The sequence below is a fragment of the Haloferula luteola genome (assembly GCF_014201715.1).
Classification (GTDB): Bacteria; Verrucomicrobiota; Verrucomicrobiia; order Verrucomicrobiales; family Akkermansiaceae; genus Haloferula; species Haloferula luteola.
The window spans coordinates 188,469-204,443 of record NZ_JACHFD010000003.1 but is presented as its reverse complement, the minus strand read 5'-3'; the positions used below and the strand labels follow the sequence as shown (position 1 = coordinate 204,443).

Annotated in this window: 16 protein-coding genes, 1 tRNA gene and 1 pseudogene; 7 read left to right on the top strand and 11 right to left on the bottom strand. The window is 57.8% G+C overall.

The annotated features are described in order from the left end of the window. Nucleotides 1–251: 251 nt before the first annotated feature. From HNR46_RS04330 to HNR46_RS04310, 5 genes are all read right to left on the bottom strand, one after another. A complete protein-coding gene (locus HNR46_RS04330) occupies nt 252–1,382 on the bottom strand; it encodes a tyrosine-type recombinase/integrase (RefSeq protein ID WP_184016147.1) in 1,131 nt (376 codons plus the stop codon). 185 nt (nt 1,383–1,567) lie between these two features. Beyond that, the gene (locus HNR46_RS04325) at nt 1,568–2,455 is read right to left on the bottom strand and encodes an ArdC family protein (protein ID WP_184016145.1); all 888 of its coding nucleotides are present in this window, start codon (nt 2,453–2,455) and stop codon (nt 1,568–1,570) included. A 508-nt stretch (nt 2,456–2,963) separates the two neighbouring features. Then, entirely contained in the window at nt 2,964–3,380 is a 417-nt protein-coding gene (locus HNR46_RS04320) for a hypothetical protein (RefSeq protein ID WP_184016143.1), read from the bottom strand. Between the two features lie 128 nt (nt 3,381–3,508). Continuing rightward, nucleotides 3,509–3,862, bottom strand: coding sequence for a hypothetical protein (locus HNR46_RS04315; RefSeq protein ID WP_184016141.1), 354 nt, complete (start codon nt 3,860–3,862; stop codon nt 3,509–3,511). 1,386 nt (nt 3,863–5,248) lie between these two features. Then, a complete protein-coding gene (locus tag HNR46_RS04310; protein ID WP_184016139.1) occupies nt 5,249–5,833 on the bottom strand; it encodes a tyrosine-type recombinase/integrase in 585 nt (194 codons plus the stop codon). Nucleotides 5,834–5,943: 110 nt separating this feature from the next. Here HNR46_RS04310 and HNR46_RS04305 point away from each other — a divergent pair, with 110 nt between their 5' ends. Next, the gene (locus tag HNR46_RS04305) at nt 5,944–6,132 is read left to right on the top strand and encodes a hypothetical protein (RefSeq protein ID WP_184016136.1); all 189 of its coding nucleotides are present in this window, start codon (nt 5,944–5,946) and stop codon (nt 6,130–6,132) included. Here the strand turns inward: HNR46_RS04305 and HNR46_RS04300 are convergent. Next, complete coding sequence (locus tag HNR46_RS04300) at nt 6,114–6,560, bottom strand: DUF6082 family protein (protein ID WP_184016134.1); 447 nt, start codon at nt 6,558–6,560, stop codon at nt 6,114–6,116. The two genes, HNR46_RS04305 and HNR46_RS04300, sit on opposite strands and share 19 nt — an antisense overlap. A gap of 160 nt (nt 6,561–6,720) precedes the next feature. On the opposite strand from HNR46_RS04300, the gene HNR46_RS04295 reads away from it, so the two are divergent. Together HNR46_RS04295 and HNR46_RS21485 are read left to right on the top strand one after the other, a co-directional pair. Next, nucleotides 6,721–7,053, top strand: coding sequence for a helix-turn-helix domain-containing protein (locus HNR46_RS04295; protein WP_184016132.1), 333 nt, complete (start codon nt 6,721–6,723; stop codon nt 7,051–7,053). 80 nt (nt 7,054–7,133) lie between these two features. Then, nucleotides 7,134–8,180: pseudogene (locus HNR46_RS21485) on the top strand (recombinase family protein); the annotation flags it as partial. A gap of 246 nt (nt 8,181–8,426) precedes the next feature. On the opposite strand, the gene HNR46_RS04280 reads toward HNR46_RS21485, so the two are convergent. Then, nucleotides 8,427–8,756 carry a hypothetical protein gene (locus HNR46_RS04280; protein WP_184016130.1) on the bottom strand — a complete coding sequence of 110 codons (330 nt, stop codon included), beginning with the start codon at nt 8,754–8,756 and terminating at the stop codon, nt 8,427–8,429. Nucleotides 8,757–8,821: 65 nt separating this feature from the next. Next, nucleotides 8,822–8,912 (bottom strand) — tRNA-Ser (locus tag HNR46_RS04275). A 123-nt stretch (nt 8,913–9,035) separates the two neighbouring features. On the opposite strand from HNR46_RS04275, the gene HNR46_RS04270 reads away from it, so the two are divergent. The 4 genes from HNR46_RS04270 to ispE all read left to right on the top strand — a co-directional run bounded on the left by HNR46_RS04270 (nt 9,036) and on the right by ispE (nt 11,757). Then, on the top strand, nt 9,036–9,458 hold the full coding sequence (locus HNR46_RS04270) for a hypothetical protein (protein WP_184016128.1): 423 nt from the start codon (nt 9,036–9,038) through the stop codon (nt 9,456–9,458). A gap of 251 nt (nt 9,459–9,709) precedes the next feature. Beyond that, nucleotides 9,710–10,168, top strand: coding sequence for a MarR family winged helix-turn-helix transcriptional regulator (locus HNR46_RS04265; protein ID WP_184016126.1), 459 nt, complete (start codon nt 9,710–9,712; stop codon nt 10,166–10,168). Nucleotides 10,169–10,285: 117 nt separating this feature from the next. Continuing rightward, a complete protein-coding gene (locus HNR46_RS04260) occupies nt 10,286–10,915 on the top strand; it encodes a purine nucleoside phosphorylase YfiH/LACC1 family protein (RefSeq protein WP_221285005.1) in 630 nt (209 codons plus the stop codon). Beyond that, nucleotides 10,912–11,757 carry a 4-(cytidine 5'-diphospho)-2-C-methyl-D-erythritol kinase gene (gene ispE, locus HNR46_RS04255; protein ID WP_184016122.1) on the top strand — a complete coding sequence of 282 codons (846 nt, stop codon included), beginning with the start codon at nt 10,912–10,914 and terminating at the stop codon, nt 11,755–11,757. The genes HNR46_RS04260 and ispE overlap by 4 nt, the downstream gene beginning before the upstream one ends. 28 nt (nt 11,758–11,785) lie before the next feature. On the opposite strand, the gene pyk is transcribed toward ispE, so the two are convergent. The 3 genes from pyk to rpoN all read right to left on the bottom strand — a co-directional run bounded on the left by pyk (nt 11,786) and on the right by rpoN (nt 15,804). Next, the gene (gene pyk, locus HNR46_RS04250; protein WP_184016120.1) at nt 11,786–13,189 is read right to left on the bottom strand and encodes a pyruvate kinase; all 1,404 of its coding nucleotides are present in this window, start codon (nt 13,187–13,189) and stop codon (nt 11,786–11,788) included. A 96-nt stretch (nt 13,190–13,285) separates the two neighbouring features. Next, nucleotides 13,286–14,329: an Mrp/NBP35 family ATP-binding protein gene (locus HNR46_RS04245; protein ID WP_184016118.1), complete on the bottom strand. Its 1,044-nt coding sequence runs from the start codon at nt 14,327–14,329 to the stop codon at nt 13,286–13,288. Between the two features lie 77 nt (nt 14,330–14,406). Further along, nucleotides 14,407–15,804 (bottom strand): RNA polymerase factor sigma-54, encoded by a 1,398-nt coding sequence (gene rpoN, locus HNR46_RS04240; protein WP_184016116.1) that lies wholly within the window; start codon nt 15,802–15,804, stop codon nt 14,407–14,409. Between the last annotated feature and the right edge of the window lie 171 nt (nt 15,805–15,975).

The window sequence follows — 15,975 nt, the reverse complement described above, 5'->3', positions numbered from 1 at the left end:
TGTGAATCGAGCTGTTCGAGCAGCATGACCCTATAGGGTCGTGAGACAGGCCGATGGGGCCATGAAATGGTCGTGTGATCATGGGGGTGATCCTTTCTGTTGAGGTGGGTATAAATGAAAAAGCCCCTCCGAGGAGGGGCTTGGGATAGGCAAAGGTAATCGTGATGCACCCTTGAATTGCCGCCTGGATCGAAAGCGGTCGCGACGGGCGGCGGTCGGGGGTGCAATTGCACCCCTGTTCACTGGATGTTCTACTTCAAGATGGTCCGAAATGGATGCCGGTTGAACTCGATTGACACGGATTTTCTCATATGGACGCGCTCCCGTGTTCCTGTCACGGCGGAGGCCGCGGGTTCAAGTCCCGTCACTCGCGCCATACTCACCTTAGGTTTGCGAAGATTGCGCTCCCCGGTGTCACCTCGAAAAAAGGGTGCAATTGCACCCAACTCCAACGAAGTAGCTGCCTTCCGTAAATAGTTCGGGGTGTAGCGTGCGTAAACCTTCTCGGTCACCCTTGTAGAGCTGTGCCCAAGAAACTGGGCAATTTCTGACATCGGGACGCCATCCTCGGCCATCCAAACGGCAGCGGTATGTCGGAGTGCGTGTGGGTAGACATCTTTCAGACCAGCCGCTTTAACCGCCGTCTGGAAGCCGCGCTTGATGTCCTTCAGAGCCTTGCCTTGGTACTCGATCACATGATTGCTCAGAGTTCCCTTTCTGGCTTCTTTGAGGGTCTCCAGTGCAGTCCGATTGATAGGAACAGTGGCACGGCCCTTGTTACCTTCACCGACGCCCAAGTCGATCAGCTCATTGTCAAAATCGACTCGATCCCAAGTAAGGTCGAGCAAAGCCCCTTTCCTCGCTCCCGTGCAGAGTGCCAGCACGATGTAAAGCCGAACGTGGGGCTGCTCACAGGCATCGATCAGTTTCGTAACCTCTTCACGGCTCAAATGGCGATGACGAGGCGGAGGAGACGCCGGGAACTCGAACACTGCGGGGGTATTGGGATCGTGCCAACGAAGGGCAGCCCGAAGAACTCCCAGTTCCCTGATGATTGTCCCGTTGCCAACTTGCCTGGCTTCGCGATAGGCAAGACAGACCTTTCGGGAGACCTGATCTGGTCGAAGATGGCCGAAATAAGGTTCAAGCACCTTCCATTTGTATCTTAGCCGGTCGCGGCTGTCTTCTTTGTGCTCCCGATAGAGTTCGAAGATCTCGTTGATCAGACTTGGGGCCTTACGGCTCCCAGCGATGAGGTCGGCTAGTCGACTCCGCGCCATGTCCAACTTAGTCGTTGAAAGCGATCTTCTTCGTTTGTTGTTTCCGCTGCCACTGACGGCGTAGTATTTTCCTCGATAGAGGACGGGGTGGTCATTCCACATTTTTCAATTCTCCTTACTTCCCATGCAGGGATTCTAATCATGTTTCCCACCGTGAAGGTGTTTTCGATTCGATTTTGCCGAATCATGTTGTGGATGGTTTGTCGACACACACCCCAGCGGTCCGCTAAAGTAGTGCAAGAATACGGGCGCTGAGCGTCGCTTGGAGGCGTTTGAAGTTCCATCGGCTATAGCTCCACCTTGAGGATGTAATCGACGGCCTGCTGTGCCTGCCCGGCAGCCTCAACGATCCAGCGTTGGTTGCTCCCCTGCTTGAGAACTGTGAGCCAGGAGCTGATGTAGGAAGCCGAATTCTCATGGTTGTCCATGACGATCCCCGCATGGGCACAGAGGAACGCTGCACCGATCTCCGCCACCAGTTCCTCCTTCCCGTAGATCGTCTTGTCGGACATGGAAATCCCCCGGTTATCCATCAGGGACTTCCTCGCCAGCCGTTTGGCCGCTCCAGTGGAATGGACCATTTCATGGAACAGGCTTTTATAGAACCGCTCACCACTTTCGAAATAGGAACGATGAGGGATGTCGATGGCGTCTGCCACAGGATCGTAGCAAGTGCGGACCGACCGGCCTTCATGGATTGCGGGAGGATGGGGCATCTGGGTGACGATGGCTTTCGCCACGTAAGTCTTGGTCGAAGCGGTAAAGGGGGGAAGATCAGCTTGAGGAAACTCGATGCCGTCGATCTGACAGGCATTGAAGACGGTGTAGAGACGCAGGAAATGCCGCTTCTCCTCCTCACCGTCATCCAGCTCCTTGCTGTAGGAGCCAAATTTGACAATGGGGTAGCCTTTTTCTCCTTTGCGAACCTGCCCCCCGCGACCTTGGGCCTGTTTGTAGGTCAGAAACCACGGGGAGGTATACCCTGCCATGGCGAGGAGCATCACATTGATGCCTCGATAGGCTTTTTCGGACTGGTAGTTCCGCGGGAAGCCAATCTTTGCGATATGGGGTGAGTGCCAGGGCACGACACCTTGTTCAAGCTGTTCGATGATGCGTTCGGTGACGCGTTGATGGACGGATCTGAGGTCGCCCTTCCTCCATTGGCTTTGAGCCATTCATGCCTCCATGGGTTGTTGATTGGGAAATACGGGATTGCGTGGGCCCTGGCCCGGAATCAGGCCACAAAAAACCCGGCCATGCGGAACATGACCGGGTGATTCAGGGCGCTCATCCAGAGCACTGGGGGATCTCTCCTATTCTAGGTTCAGAATAGCAGAAAAACCGGAAAAGCGTTTCAGGGAATTCGTTTCAATGTGTTTCAACATAACACCTCACCAACGCGCAATGATCCCGAGAATGGCGCATTCTAACATATTTAAGCCGACAATGTCAATATATTCCTAATCTTAGCAAGCTTTAAGGGGAGAAGGTAACGCATATACGGGGCCGTAAAGCCGTAATATCGCTCGCAGGGAAGTCGTCCATAGTCGCGACCGTCTTGCTGCCACACCAGCAAGGCGTCAAGAATCCCCCGCAAGCCCCGGTCTCTTTTGCCCCCCCCCATTTCCCCCGAACGAGGAGGCCGGGCCTTGCGGGGGATTCTTGACGCCTTGTTCGCTTCTCTTATTTAAGTTCTTCCGGTGTCGCCAGACGCTCGGGAGGCGGAGCATCGGGATGCACAACAATGGCTACATCCATATTATTGCTTCCCAAACGGCGCTCCGCGGAATCGAGATCTGAAGCGAGGCCATTCCACGATTGCATCCATACGGGCTTGGTCCAATCCATAAGAGCAGGATCCCGACCAAAGATGAAAAGACCGTAGCCGTTGCCACCGAACATCAAGTCCCTCATTTTGACCAAGAGCACGCCAGGCCTGATTTGCTTGGCGGAGGTAATCGTCTGGGGGATGGTTCCGCTTGCCCACGCGTAAGTCAAAGGCATCTCTACGACAAAGTTTTTGAAATTAGCGTTGGACTCCCTATCGTCGATATCGGTTGGGAAGTTGTCGTCTTTGATTGCTGGAGGAAGTGGTTCCATAGTTTTCTAGCGAACGTCATAGCACGCCAACTGCCTGACGGCAGCCGCACGTAGACTGTGGGTTGAGGGTTGGAATCACGGGGGAAATTTGACTCGGAGCGGGTCAGGCGGTTGGGCGCTGCGACTTACTAGCCTTTATTGTATCCTACCCTGCCGTCCGTCGAAATCGTGAAAAACTTCTTCTTCTGCAACGTGGTGAGCAGTCTATCGATCTCAGCGGACTCGATGCCTCCGCCAAACTGAAACATCGCTTCAATGGAACGGATGACCCCGTCCTTCTTCTTCGGACCGAGCTTCTGGAGCCGTTCTGCGACATAGGTTACACGCTCGGAATGAGTCATCTTGGGCGGTGCCTCCTGCGTGGTCGTGGCCTTCTTCCCGTTGGACGGGGCGCCTACCTGAAGTTGCTGAAGAGCCTCGAACTCTTGAGTCGTCATCTCGACGATCACGCTTCCTGTTGATGTTGTTCCGATCCTCTTCATTCTTAGGCTAAGAGTTTTATTCGCAGACGATCCGGGCGGCGTATTTGGGTCGCGTTTCTTGCGGTATCTTTCCCCAGACCGTTGAAATGCCAAGGAGAAATCGGAACCTTGTGCGTGATATCCCGGCTATGCAAGCCAAGCTAAAACGGGGTGAGATCGGGTGCTGATATTCCGGCTTGAAACGGGGGGGAAGCTAGGATCCATTCGAAGAAGCGGTGGTTTGCTAGCCCGGAAGAACCTTGTCGCCACCTTTGCGCACCCTTGCATGAACCTTGGATCCAGCTTGGAACGGACCTTGTCATCACCTTGGAAAACCTAATGCGCAGCGTTAGGGTATTGTGTCTCGGCTCTACTGAGCCGCTAGAGTTTCTCGGCTCTACTGAGCCGCTAGAGTTTCTCGGCTCTACTGAGCCGCTAGAGTTTTGGGCTCCGAGCAGGGTTGCGGGAGGTTTGACGAGTTGGAGCCTCCAAATCCACGCCCTTTGAGCCGCCAAAAAGCTCTCGGCTCAGACAATAGAGGTCGGGGGCCGGTGGACCAGTTCGCGCCGCCTCAGTTGGCGGAGGGTCAAAGTAATTGCGGTGAGTCATGGGAATCTCCTTTCGAGGGCTCTATTCATTTTGTCCGATCCATGCGGCGTTGTCAAAATGGACACCTCCCTTGCCCCTCAGGTTTCATGCTCCGCATGGAACCGATAGAAGCTCTCTCCAAAGGCAGGGTAGCAACGGCCATGAAAATCGTCCGGATGGTGCGGGCGCAGGCAAGGAACGAGCCGAGCCACGGTCCGGGCTATTTTCGTGGCGGGCGCGAGGAGTGCAGCTCCTTAGCTTTCTGGGCCGCCGCGTCTTCGCGGGGACGGAACACCGTTGCGGCGGGGACGAAGGCGACACGGGACGACCGCTCGGCAGCAGTGCGTGCTTGGGTGTTTTCGAGTAGGCCCCATAAAGCCAGTTCGAGAAAACTCCCACGCGCCTCAATGGCGCGTGCTGTCGATCGACAAGAGATCAAGCGACTCCACCACCTCATCCAGATACTGCTCCAACCACTCCAGAGCGAGCATCAGCCTAGGCGACGGGATGAATTGATCGGGCATAGAAGTTCTCCTCCAAAAAATCGGGGAACGCAACGGCAACGAAGGTGACGATACATCCGATCTGATCTCCTTCGCGCCATTACGCCCAAAAGGCGGGTCGTGTGTAGGGGGCCGGGGATCGATACCCGACTCTTTTCCCCGCCTAATTCTTTTCCTTTCCACCGTCATCACTTGGCGGCGATTTCCTCTTGAAAGTGAACGAAATAAGGATTCTGTTCACGCCTTCAATCTTACCCGATTCGCGGCCTCTTCCTCAAGGAAAATGATTCTACGCCTACCATCGTAGGCGGCTTCCTCATGACTTTGTTTGAGCGCCACCTCCGATCCAGATTTTGTGGAATTTGCCGCGAATGTCCTCGGTGATGTGGGTGGTGTAGATTGCGGTGGTTTCAGGTCGTTTGTGACCAAGCAGGCCCTGAATGTCCCCCTGGAACAGACCAATGGACACGCAGCCAATTGCGTAGCCGTGGCGCAACCCCTTGGGCGTTGCTTTGATGCCGCTTATCCCCGCTGAGTCCATACACCATTTCACGAGCTTCCATCCCGTTGTCCGGCCAAAGTCAAAAAGACGGCCATCCTCTGAGGTGGGTAGCACCATGAGAGCCTCGATCAGAGAGTCTTGTACCGGGACTGGGCGATAGTTGACCTCTCCCCGCTGCTTGAGCGTCAGGAACACAAGAGCACCACCGCCAACATCCACGTGAGCGCGCCGCAGAGAAAGGGCTTCGGAGATCCTGCAACCCGTGTTGAGCAGCACCAAACAAAAGAGCTGGTGCTTCAAATTGGGCAATTTTGAGGCCGCCTCACCAAAGGCCAACCTCTCGGCAAACGAGACATATTTTCGATCACCTCTGCCGTCATATAACGACCTCATTTTCATCCCTCCTGAACAGAATCCTTATTCCGTTCACTTTATCGCATACAAAGCACAAAATCATCAAATCACTTACAATCATGACGATACAGAAGATCCTGGGAGAAAACGGCCCGATGTCTGAGCTGTGTAATGGCGGAATGTGCCCCGCAGCCATCCTCACCAAAGGGGAGCATGCATTCGTGCAAGGCTACAAGCTGGGGGATCACGAACGAGCCGAGCTGTCCGCGCCTCCAGGCGAGGATTTTGTTCGCATCCCGCTTTCGGTATTGAAGAAAATTGCGGCTCAAGTTGTCGAGGCCTGAGGCTCTTCAGGCGGAGCCTCGGCCTGCCGAGGTTCCGCCTTTCCCGCGTATACCTCACACTCCATGAATCGCTGAAAATCCGGCGCGTAGTAATCCTTGTGAGCAAGCCAATGCCCGCGCATGACGGGCATATTCATGAAATCGCGAATATCATAGATCGTGCCTTTCCAATGAGGACGATCAAAAAGGTGTCGCTGGCGGAAAAACATTTCGACGTGATTGACCCAAAGCTGCCTGAAACGTCGTTGCTTTTGATCTTCGGATGAGCCTCCACTGATCGCTAGCAGCAGTTCGGGATCATCCATGGTTCTAAGAATTAGAGCTTGAGTGCGGTCGTATTGCTTTGCTCTGGCATCGGCCTTTGCTTGTTGGCGCGTCCAGTGCTGTTGAACTGCGAGCGACAGCAAAGCCACCACCACCGAAATCACCGCTATCCACTCTGGAATTCCCAAATCTCATCTCCCACATTTGATTCCAATATGGAATCAAATCTAACTGACTTGCGTTGCTGAAGCAAGACGGTCCAGGGAAGCAAATCCTCGGCGGCTCCGGCCACCCTCGCCCCGTTTCCCGTATTCAATTGCGACGATGGGGGAGATTGATCAAAGTGAGCAAAAGCGCTTCCAGCGAATTGGGGAGCTTTTAGCCCGTGCGATTAGCAGGAAGGCGCAGCGTGAGACTGTGGAAGCGGCTCAACGCAAGCAGCCTGCCCTCCCTGAAAATGCTGATCCCATCGTCGTGTTTCTGGCCCAAGTCGGGGAAGCCACTCCGAAGGAAATCCGCGAACGCTTTGGGCTCTCCCGAGCAACGGCCTATCGGCGTCTGGAAGCACTCGTCGCCATGGGCCATCTCACAAAGCACGGGAATACCCGCAGCATCCGCTACAGGCTGGCATCTGTGACAGTTGGTACAGCGGCCTGAAAAGCGATAGTCGATTGAGAGAGAGTAAAGGGTTGGTTTCGAGGTTGAATAAATTGGCAGTTTGAGTCTAATACGAACTCGTGAAATCGAACGGATCACGGGCAATTCGGGCGGCGATTTACTGCCGCTGTTCCACCGACGAGCAATGGCAGGGCAAGGATTTCAGCACGCTGGAATCCCAGGCGGGTATCTGCAAACACGCCGTGGCGATGAAGGAGCCGGACGGCTGGTCACTGGGGCGGATTTACGAGGACGGTGGCTATTCGGGGGGATCGACGGATCGCCCGGCGCTCAAGGAGCTGCTGGCGGACATCGAGGCGGGACATATTCAAGCCGTCGTTGTCTATCGGCTCGACCGCCTCACGCGTTCCATTGCCGATTTCTACGAGCTGCATCAAATCTTCGAGCGCCATGGAGTGGTGTTCGTTTCAGCCACTGAGGCTTTCTCGACCGATACCCCGACCGGTGAACTCTTCCTCAATCTGTTGCTTTCTTTGGCCCAATGGGAACGCCAGCTCACCCGACAACGGGTTTCGGACAAGATCGCGGAGCGGAGCAAGCGAGGCTATTGGAACGGAGGCAATCCGCCATTCGGCTACAGCTATTCGGTGGAAGACAAGCTTCTCCATCCGCTCGAAGAAGAAGCGGTGATTGTTCGTTCGATCTTCGAACAGATTGCTGGGGGAGCGCCTTTGGTGGCGGTCGCGCGACAGCTCAACAAGGATGGTGTTCGCACCAAGCGGCGCACCGAGACCCGCAAGGACGGCTCAGCGAAAGCCACCGGCGGCAAGCGGTGGGTTGGACAAAATGTGTCGCGCATGGTGCGCAACGCTCTGTATCGCGGAGTGATCGTTCATGATGGCGCGGAGTATCCCGCGCGGCACGAGGCGCTCGTCGATGAGAAGCTCTGGAAAGCAGCCAACAAGGTTCTCACCGCTGGAGTGAAGCTCCCAGCGGGAGACACGAAGATGCGGCAGCGCAATCGCCACCAGATGCTTCTCAAGGGGATTCTGCGCTGCGGACATTGCGGCAAGCATTTGATCCCGAAACCAGCGGGCAAGAAGGACAAGGACGGCAATCCATACGTTTACTACGTTTGCGGAGACCTCAACAGGCACGGCAAAACGGCGGCGTGCGAGTTGCGAAACCTGCCTGGCCGCGCGTTCGAGGACTTCATCCTCAAGCTCATGGGCGAGCTGGGTCGACATCCTGAAATCATCCGGGCCACAACGGAATCGGCACGAAAGGAGCAGGAGCAAGCGTCCAAGCCCTTTGAGCGCAAGCTCAGGGAGATTGAGAAAGAACTTGCTGCCGTTTCGGAGGAAGTTTCCCGCCTGATCGGGTTGGCGAAACGTCCGGAGTTGAAAAATCTCTCAGCCGATTTCATCCAAGAGGCCAATGTAGCCGGAAAGCGGAAGTCCGAGCTTCAGGATGAGCGGCAAAAGCTGCGGATGGAGATCGATCACCGGCGCAATCTCGTTACGGATGAGGGGATCATCTGCGAGAAACTCACGGAGTTTTCGGCCTTGTTTGAGGAGCTGACGTTCGAGGAACAGTCCGAGCTGATGGGGCTGCTGGTGAAGGACATCCAAGTATCGCGCTTCGACCCGGAAAAGGACGAGTTGCCGTGCGAGAAGGAGGCCTTTGCGACCCAAATCCGAACTGCATGGTATCGGGTGGATCTCCGCATGTTTTCCAACCATCTCAGCATCAGAGAAATGCTGAAAAACTCCGGTGAGGCACCGGGAGTTCGTAGTAACGACAAAAGTGGCGGACCGGGAGGGATTCGAACCCTCGGTACCCTTTTGAGGTACGTTCCTTTAGCAAAGGAGTGCTTTCGACCACTCAGCCACCGATCCGTTGGGGTTTGGGTCGGACGGGTTCAATCACAGGCAGAGAGTCTCGTCAATGGGGAGAAGTGATATATTTTCGATCATGCCGATGGCTTGCAGGATCGGAGGCCATCGTGTGGGGTGGGGGGCATGATCCGCTCCTTGCCGCTCGTGTCGATTTTTGCCCTCGGTTTGCTCGGGTGTGGGGCGTCGGACCCGGAGTTGGAAACACCTTCGGCGACGGCTCCGAAGCTGGTGGGAAAGATCGCTTCGGTTCATGCAGCGGATGGATTTGCTCTCGTGGAAACTTATGGAGAGGTGGCCTTGGGGCAGGGGTTGTTGCTGACGACGGTCGGGGAGGGGGGGCGGACGGCAGCGCTGACGGTGAGTGGGGAGCATTTGGGGCGGTTCGCGGCGGCTGATTTGCGGTCGGGTTCGGTGGAGCCGGGGGATGCGGTGTATGGTCGACCCATGTTGGAAACCTCTCCCGATTTCACTCCGGATCCGGCCCCGGCAGCGGAGGGCCCGGCGATTCCTGATTTTCCGGCGATGATGCCGGGGGGAATGAACTGATCCGCGCGTCTTTGGAGAGAGGGGTCGGCTTTTCAGAAGTCCGCTCTTTTCAAGGATCCTTAAAAAATTGGAAGGTCGATGGATTGGGGACTCGAAGGGTCGAATTTCCCCAAAAAACTTGAGCTCTGGACCATGCAGGAACGGAATTTTTATAATTAAACCTTGCTTACCGTTCGCAGGCATTGCTAGTCTCCATCCCGCAAAGGCTGTGCTCCCTTACTTGTCCCGAACCATGAATCCTAACACCAGCCATGAAACTGAGCACCCCGGGCGAAAGCCCTTCTCTGCATGCCGATGCGAATCGTCTCGCTGATTTTGTCCTCTTCACGCAGCGCAGCTGCATCCTGAACCTTTCGACCAGCCTCAACAAAGGCAACGTGTCGTTTCCGCAGTTTTTCCTGTTGGCTTATCTTGCAAGCGAGGAATATCTGACGATGTCGGATATCGCTAAGAAGATGGGTCACTCGACGGCTGCCGCGACCGGCCTTGTCGACCGTTTGGAGAAGCTCTCCTATGTGGAGCGTGTCCATGCGGCAGAGGATCGCCGGAAGATCATGGTGCGGATTACGCAGAAGGGTGTCGAACTCGTCTCCAAAATGCGCAAGGAAATCGCCAGTGATTTGGCGGGTGTCCTTTCGGAAATGGACGAGGATCAAGCGGAAGCGGTTGAGCATACCAAGCGTGCCTTGAAGAGCCGCGAGATTGCCTGAGGGCTTCACAGACCCTGCTGACATACCCCCTGTTTGTCGGTTTTCCACGCCTCCGCTACGGTGTCCCCCGTGGCGGAGGCTTTTTCTTTTTTAGAACCGATTCTTTCGATTCCTGGCGTGCGTGCCGGCTGGGTGGAGAGGGTGGCTGGGATCGATGTGGTGACGGAGCGTGCTGAGGTGTTGCGGCGCCTGATGCCGGTGCATCGGATTGAGGCGGAGCGACAGGTGGGATCGGCCCATTGGTGGCGGGCGGAGCAGGTTCACGGAAATGAGCTGGCGGTGGTCCCTGGTGCGGCGACCTGTGAGGGGGAGGATGGTGAGCCGGTGGTGCCGGGGGTGGATGGCTTGTTGTGCGCGGAACCTGGCGAGGTGTTGGGAATTTATGTGGCCGACTGTGGTGCGATTTGGCTGGCAGACCGTCGATTGGGAGCGGTGGGTCTTTTGCATTCGGGAAAGAAGGGGACTGAGGGCGAAATCTTGGTTCGGGCGGTGGCGAGGATGAAGGAGGCATTTGGATGTGAGCCCGAGGATCTGGTGGCGGTGCTTTCTCCGTGCATTCGGCCGCCCCACTACGAGGTGGACATTGCCGCGGAAATTGGTCGGCAGGCAGTGGCAGCGGGGATCGGGAGCTATTTCGACTGTTGGTGCGACACGGCGGCAGATCGCGAGCGCTACTACAGTTATCGGATGGAGAAGGGGCAGACGGGACGGATGTTGGCATTGATCCGGTGCGGTGGTTCCGCATGATGCCGTCCGTGATCGTTGAAGCGCCTGCCAAGCTGAATTTATCTCTCCGGGTTGTCCGGCGGAGGGACGATGGATTTCATGAGATCGATTCGGTCATGGTCCGGCTGGAGGGGTTGGCGGATCGAATTTCGTTAGAGCCCAGCGAGGAGGATGCCTTTGTTTGTGAGGCTCCTGGCGTACCGACGGATGGCAGCAATCTGGTTCTGCGTGCGCGGGATTTGTTCCGTGAGGAAACGGGAATGCGTCAGCCGTTGGCGATTCGCCTCGAGAAAAGGGTGCCGCACGGAGCGGGATTGGGCGGGGGGAGTAGCGACGCGGCTGCGGTCTTGGCCGGATTGAATGCGCTGTGGGAGGGGAGGGTGCCGGTAGAGACTTTGCAGGAATGGGCGGCGCGATTGGGATCGGACATTCCGTTCTTTTTGGGATCGCCCGTGGCGCGGGTGACGGGTCGGGGGGAGCAGCTTGGGCCGGGTCCGACGGTGCCATCCCTGCGAGTGATGCTCTTGAAACCGGGCTTCGGGGTTTCGACTCCTGATGCCTATGGGCGCTGGAAGGAGGCGCTGCCGCTGGAGGGAATGGATGAAGCGCCCCAGCGATTCTCCTGGGGCGAGTTGGTCAATGATTTGGAGCGACCGGTATTTCGGAAGTTCCTTTTTCTCGCGGAGGTGAAGTTGTGGCTGCTCAGGCAGGAAGGTGTGGAGGGGGCCTTGATGAGCGGTTCCGGTTCGACAATGTTTGCCGTCTTGGGAGAGGGCGCCGATCCGGAGGCACTTGCTGCCGCTGCGCGGGCCGAGCTGGATCCTCAGCTCTGGATCTGGAGTGGCCGCACGCAGGCGGGCTGAGGCGAAGATGCCGCCTCAGCGGACAGAATCACGCGTGGTGAAGGATGATCGAGTTGGCCGCGATGTGATCCGACAGGATGTCTGAGACGATCACCAACGGGGTGCCTGGTGTGATGTGGCCGCGCTCGATGAGGAGGGAAGCAGCGCGTTTGATGGTTTCATCAATGCTGGCTGCGAAGGGAAGCCGCAGGGCGGTGACGTTGCGGCTTACGGAAAGTTGGCGGCAAACGATTTCGCTGGGGGTGAAGGCGTAGAAGTCGCGAGTGCGGGGCCGGAGCATGGCGGTGTGGTTGGCCAGGACGCCGCGGCGGGTGAGCACGACGAGTCGGGCGTCGGGCATGGAATCGACCAGGGTGACTGCCGCTTTGGCGGTCTTCTGGCGTTCTTCACGGAGGAGGACTCCCTGGCCATAGCCCATGCCTCCCGAACGCTCGATGCGTGAAGCGATGCGGGTCAGGGCATCGACGCAGCGTAGGGGGTGGCTGCCGACGCTGGTTTCACCGGAGAGCATGAGGGCATCTGCCTCTTCGTAGACGGCATTCGAACAGTCGGTGACTTCCGCGCGGGTGGGCGTGGGGTTTTGGATCATCGAGTCGAGCAGCTGGGTCGCGACGATGACGCGGCGGCTGAGTTCGTGACAGCGTTTGACGATGCGGCGCTGGAGGAGGGGCAATTCCTCAAAAGCCACTTCGATGCCGAGATCGCCGCGAGCGATCATGATGACGTCGGAGGCTTGAATGATGGAGTCGATGTTGCGAACGGCTTCTTGGTCTTCGATTTTGGAAACGACCTGAGCGGTGCCTTCGAGGGCCTCGATGGCGCTGCGGATTTCATGCACGTGGGCGGCATCGCGGACGAAGGATCCGGCGACATAATCGGCGTCGCACTCGACTGCCAGGGCGAGGTCGAGGCGGTCCTTTTCGGTCATTGCCGGCAAGTTGAGCCGGGTGCCGGGAAGGTTGATGTGGCGGCGAGAGCCGAGCACACCAGCATTTTTGCATTCGCAAATGATCCGGTCGTCTTGGCGGGACTGGATCTGCATGAGGAGGGTGCCGTTGTCGACGACGAGGGTGCTGCCCTCGGCGACGTCATTCATCATGCCGGGGTAGTTGACGGTCGTGGAAATCGGGATGGAGGGTTCGGTGCCTTCGCGGCGGAACTCGACGAGGTTGCCGATGGCGAGTTCGTAGGGCTCGGCGACCTCGCCGGTGCGGATCGAGGGTCCGGTGAGATCGAAGAGGACACCGACATGGATGCTCCGTTGGCTGGCCTGTCGGCGGACGAGGCGGGACATTTCACGCGCCCACTCATGCTTGGCGTGGCTCATGTTCAGGCGGAACACATTGGTCCCGAGGTCCATGAGGGTGCCGATGGTTTCTTCCGCCTCGGTGGCGGGGCCGAGGGTGACGATGATCTTGGTGCGGCGCGACATACGTAATTCAGGGAAAGCATTTCGTCGGCCACCCGGATGGTCGAGGGGGAAGTGCCTGAATGTCGGAACCGACACGGCGGGTGGCAGGGAGGCCGGTCATGGCTTGAGGCGGGCGGCCAGTTGGGCCGCGGAGTCGTGAAAAGCCGCCGAGGCGGCGCTGTCGATGGGGGAGGTGAGAGCAATGGGGCGGCCTGCATCCCCGCCCTCGCGGACGGGGGCTTCGATGGGGATTTGAGCGAGCAAAGGGGTGCCAATGGTGGCGGCCTCCACGGCGCCTCCGCCATTGCCAAAGAGATGGTAGCGGGTTCCGTGGTCGCACTCAAACCAGGCCATGTTTTCGATCAGTCCGAGAATCGGCACGTTGACCTTGGCAAACATGGACACGGCCTTCCGGGCATCGATGAGGGCGATTTCCTGCGGTGTGGTGACAATCACGGCGCCATCGACGGCGACGGTCTGCACGATGGTCAGTTGGATATCTCCGGTGCCGGGGGGGAGGTCGAGGACGAGATAGTCGAGTTCTCCCCAGTCGACCTGACGGAGGAATTGTTGGGTGTAGCGGGTAGCCATGGGGCCCCGCACGATGACCGGTGAGCGTTCTTCGAGGAGGAAGCCCATGGACATGAGCTTCACGCCGTGAGCTTCGATCGGGATGATTTCATCGTGTTCATTGGCCATGGGGCGATCATGGCTGCCGAACATCATGGCCACAGAGGGGCCATAGAGGTCGCAATCGCAGAGGCCGACCTTGGCGCCGGTGGCGGCGAGGGCGATGGCGAGGTTCGACGCGACGGTGGATTTGCCGACGCCGCCTTTGCCGGAGGCAACGGCGAGGATTTTCTTCACTCCGGGGATCGAGGATTTGCCGGTGTTCGCCTGTTCGGCGGTGCCGGCTGGGGCGTCCTTGATGTTGATCTCGATTTTCGGGGTGCCGATATCGGGGAGTTCCGCGAGGGCTTCGTGGCTGGCCTTGAAGATCTGTTGAGGGATCTCGGGGTCGCGAGTTTGAATCTCCATCCGGACGTGGAGCACGCCCTCTTCGACGGTCACTTCCTTGATAAGGCCGAAGGAGACGATGTCGCGGGAAAAGCCGGGATACTTGACGGTGCGAAGTGCTTGTTTGACGAGATCGATGTTCATGAGCTGCCGGGCCCAACAGAACCGGGGTGAGGCGGATGATCAAACCCGGATGAGGATTTGCCCGGATTTTCGGAGCTTTAGAAGGTGCGACGGAGGTGGGAGGGCAGAATGCCGAGTTGGTCGCGGTATTTGGCAACGGTGCGCCGTGCCACTGGAATGCCTTGGCCTTTGAGGGCCTTGGCGATGGCTTCGTCGGAGAGAGGTTTGGAGGGGGACTCGCGGGAAATCAGACCCTGAATCGCCTCGCGAACTCCAGCATTGGAGACTTCCTTGCCGTCCTCCGTTTGGTAGCCCGCTGCAAAGAATGAGCGCATTTCCATGAGTCCGTGGGGCGTGAGCACGTATTTGCCAGCCACGGCGCGCGAAACGGTGGTGGCGTGGAGGCCGAGTTCGTCGGCAATCTGGTTCATCGTCAGTGGTCGCAAGTGACGCGGACCGCGAGCGAGGAAGTCGGGCTGATGCTCGATGAGCTTTTCTGCAATGCTGAGGATCGTTTCTTGTCGCAGGGACAGGGAACGGATCAGGGTGCGGCCCTCGCGTAGGTTGTCGCGGAGAAACTGGCGGGCCTTGGTGTCGTTGGTGGTGCGGCCTAACAGGTCCTTGTAGAAATCGCTGACGCGAAGCTTGGGCAGGTATTCGTTGGTGAGGCGGGCGATCCAGCCTTCGTCTTCTTTTTCGATGATCACGTCGGCGCGGATCATCGGGTTGCCAGTGGGGTCGTACTCGCCACCGGGGTTGGGGGTGAGCCGGCCGATGGCTTCGGCGGCTTCGGAGATTCGGTCGATGCTGGTTCCGAGAGCCCGGGCGATTTGTGGGTAGCGCTTTCGGGCGAGGTCTTCGAGGTGATCGGAGACAATGCGATGTTCGATGCTGGAGCCTTGGCCGCGACGTTCGAGTTGGAGAAGAAGGGAATCGCGAAGGTCGATCGCGCCGATACCGGGAGGGTCGAAGCCACGAATCACGGCGGTGGCGGACTCGACATCGTCGGCGGGAAGGCCGAGGCGGACTCCCAGCTCGGTGGGTGGGAGGTCGAAAAAGCCGCGCGGGTCCATGTTGCCGAGCAGGGCTTCGGCGGCGACGCGGACGCCGGGGTCGAGGAGGGCGACCTGCAGCTGGGCGGCAAGATGCTGCTGCAGGGTTTCAGGAGCGACGATGGAGTTGTAGAGGTGATCGCGGCGCTCTTCGTCGTCCTGAGAGTAGCTTTGGTTGCGCCGTTCCATGATCATCAACTCGCGGATGTCGTCATCCGTTTCGTTGAGATAATCGAGAGAATCGGCCTCCTCGGGATCGGGCCCCATTTCATCAAGAGAGGGGGCCTCGGTGATGTCCTCGAGCACCGGATTGGTTTCGAGGGCTTGCCGCACCATCTGCGACAACTCCATCGAGTTGGCCTGCAGAATCTCCAAGCTCCGCCGCATTTGGGGAGCGAGCGATTGCTGCTGGGAAAACGACTGCTGGAGCGAGGATTCGGCCATACGAGTGAGCCCGAATTCCGGGCTGCGGTCCTCTTGTAAATCTCCGCCTGAAAGACTCCAAGCAGAAAACGTGCCATCCGCAAAATTAAGTATTCAAGAGATTTTTTCGTGCCGCGCTTTGCGGGCTTGCCCTAGGACGTGGGCCGTCAAAAAAATTTCTTCAAGATGAGT

Excerpts from the sequence above, each read along its gene's own strand:
- HNR46_RS04280 (WP_184016130.1), bottom strand. The coding sequence starts at position 8,756 with ATGGTTGGAAAACATGCGGAGATCCACCCGATACCATGCAGTTCGGAT.
- HNR46_RS04315 (WP_184016141.1), bottom strand. The coding sequence starts at position 3,862 with ATGAAGAGGATCGGAACAACATCAACAGGAAGCGTGATCGTCGAGATG.
- ispE (WP_184016122.1), top strand. The coding sequence starts at position 10,912 with ATGATGCCGTCCGTGATCGTTGAAGCGCCTGCCAAGCTGAATTTATCT.
- rpoN (WP_184016116.1), bottom strand. The coding sequence starts at position 15,804 with ATGGCCGAATCCTCGCTCCAGCAGTCGTTTTCCCAGCAGCAATCGCTC.
- pyk (WP_184016120.1), bottom strand. The coding sequence starts at position 13,189 with ATGTCGCGCCGCACCAAGATCATCGTCACCCTCGGCCCCGCCACCGAG.
- HNR46_RS04265 (WP_184016126.1), top strand. The coding sequence starts at position 9,710 with ATGAAACTGAGCACCCCGGGCGAAAGCCCTTCTCTGCATGCCGATGCG.
- HNR46_RS04320 (WP_184016143.1), bottom strand. The coding sequence starts at position 3,380 with ATGGAACCACTTCCTCCAGCAATCAAAGACGACAACTTCCCAACCGAT.
- HNR46_RS04295 (WP_184016132.1), top strand. The coding sequence starts at position 6,721 with ATGGGGGAGATTGATCAAAGTGAGCAAAAGCGCTTCCAGCGAATTGGG.
- HNR46_RS04305 (WP_184016136.1), top strand. The coding sequence starts at position 5,944 with ATGTCTGAGCTGTGTAATGGCGGAATGTGCCCCGCAGCCATCCTCACC.
- HNR46_RS04270 (WP_184016128.1), top strand. The coding sequence starts at position 9,036 with ATGATCCGCTCCTTGCCGCTCGTGTCGATTTTTGCCCTCGGTTTGCTC.
- HNR46_RS04245 (WP_184016118.1), bottom strand. The coding sequence starts at position 14,329 with ATGAACATCGATCTCGTCAAACAAGCACTTCGCACCGTCAAGTATCCC.
- HNR46_RS04310 (WP_184016139.1), bottom strand. The coding sequence starts at position 5,833 with ATGAAAATGAGGTCGTTATATGACGGCAGAGGTGATCGAAAATATGTC.
- HNR46_RS04330 (WP_184016147.1), bottom strand. The coding sequence starts at position 1,382 with ATGTGGAATGACCACCCCGTCCTCTATCGAGGAAAATACTACGCCGTC.
- HNR46_RS04325 (WP_184016145.1), bottom strand. The coding sequence starts at position 2,455 with ATGGCTCAAAGCCAATGGAGGAAGGGCGACCTCAGATCCGTCCATCAA.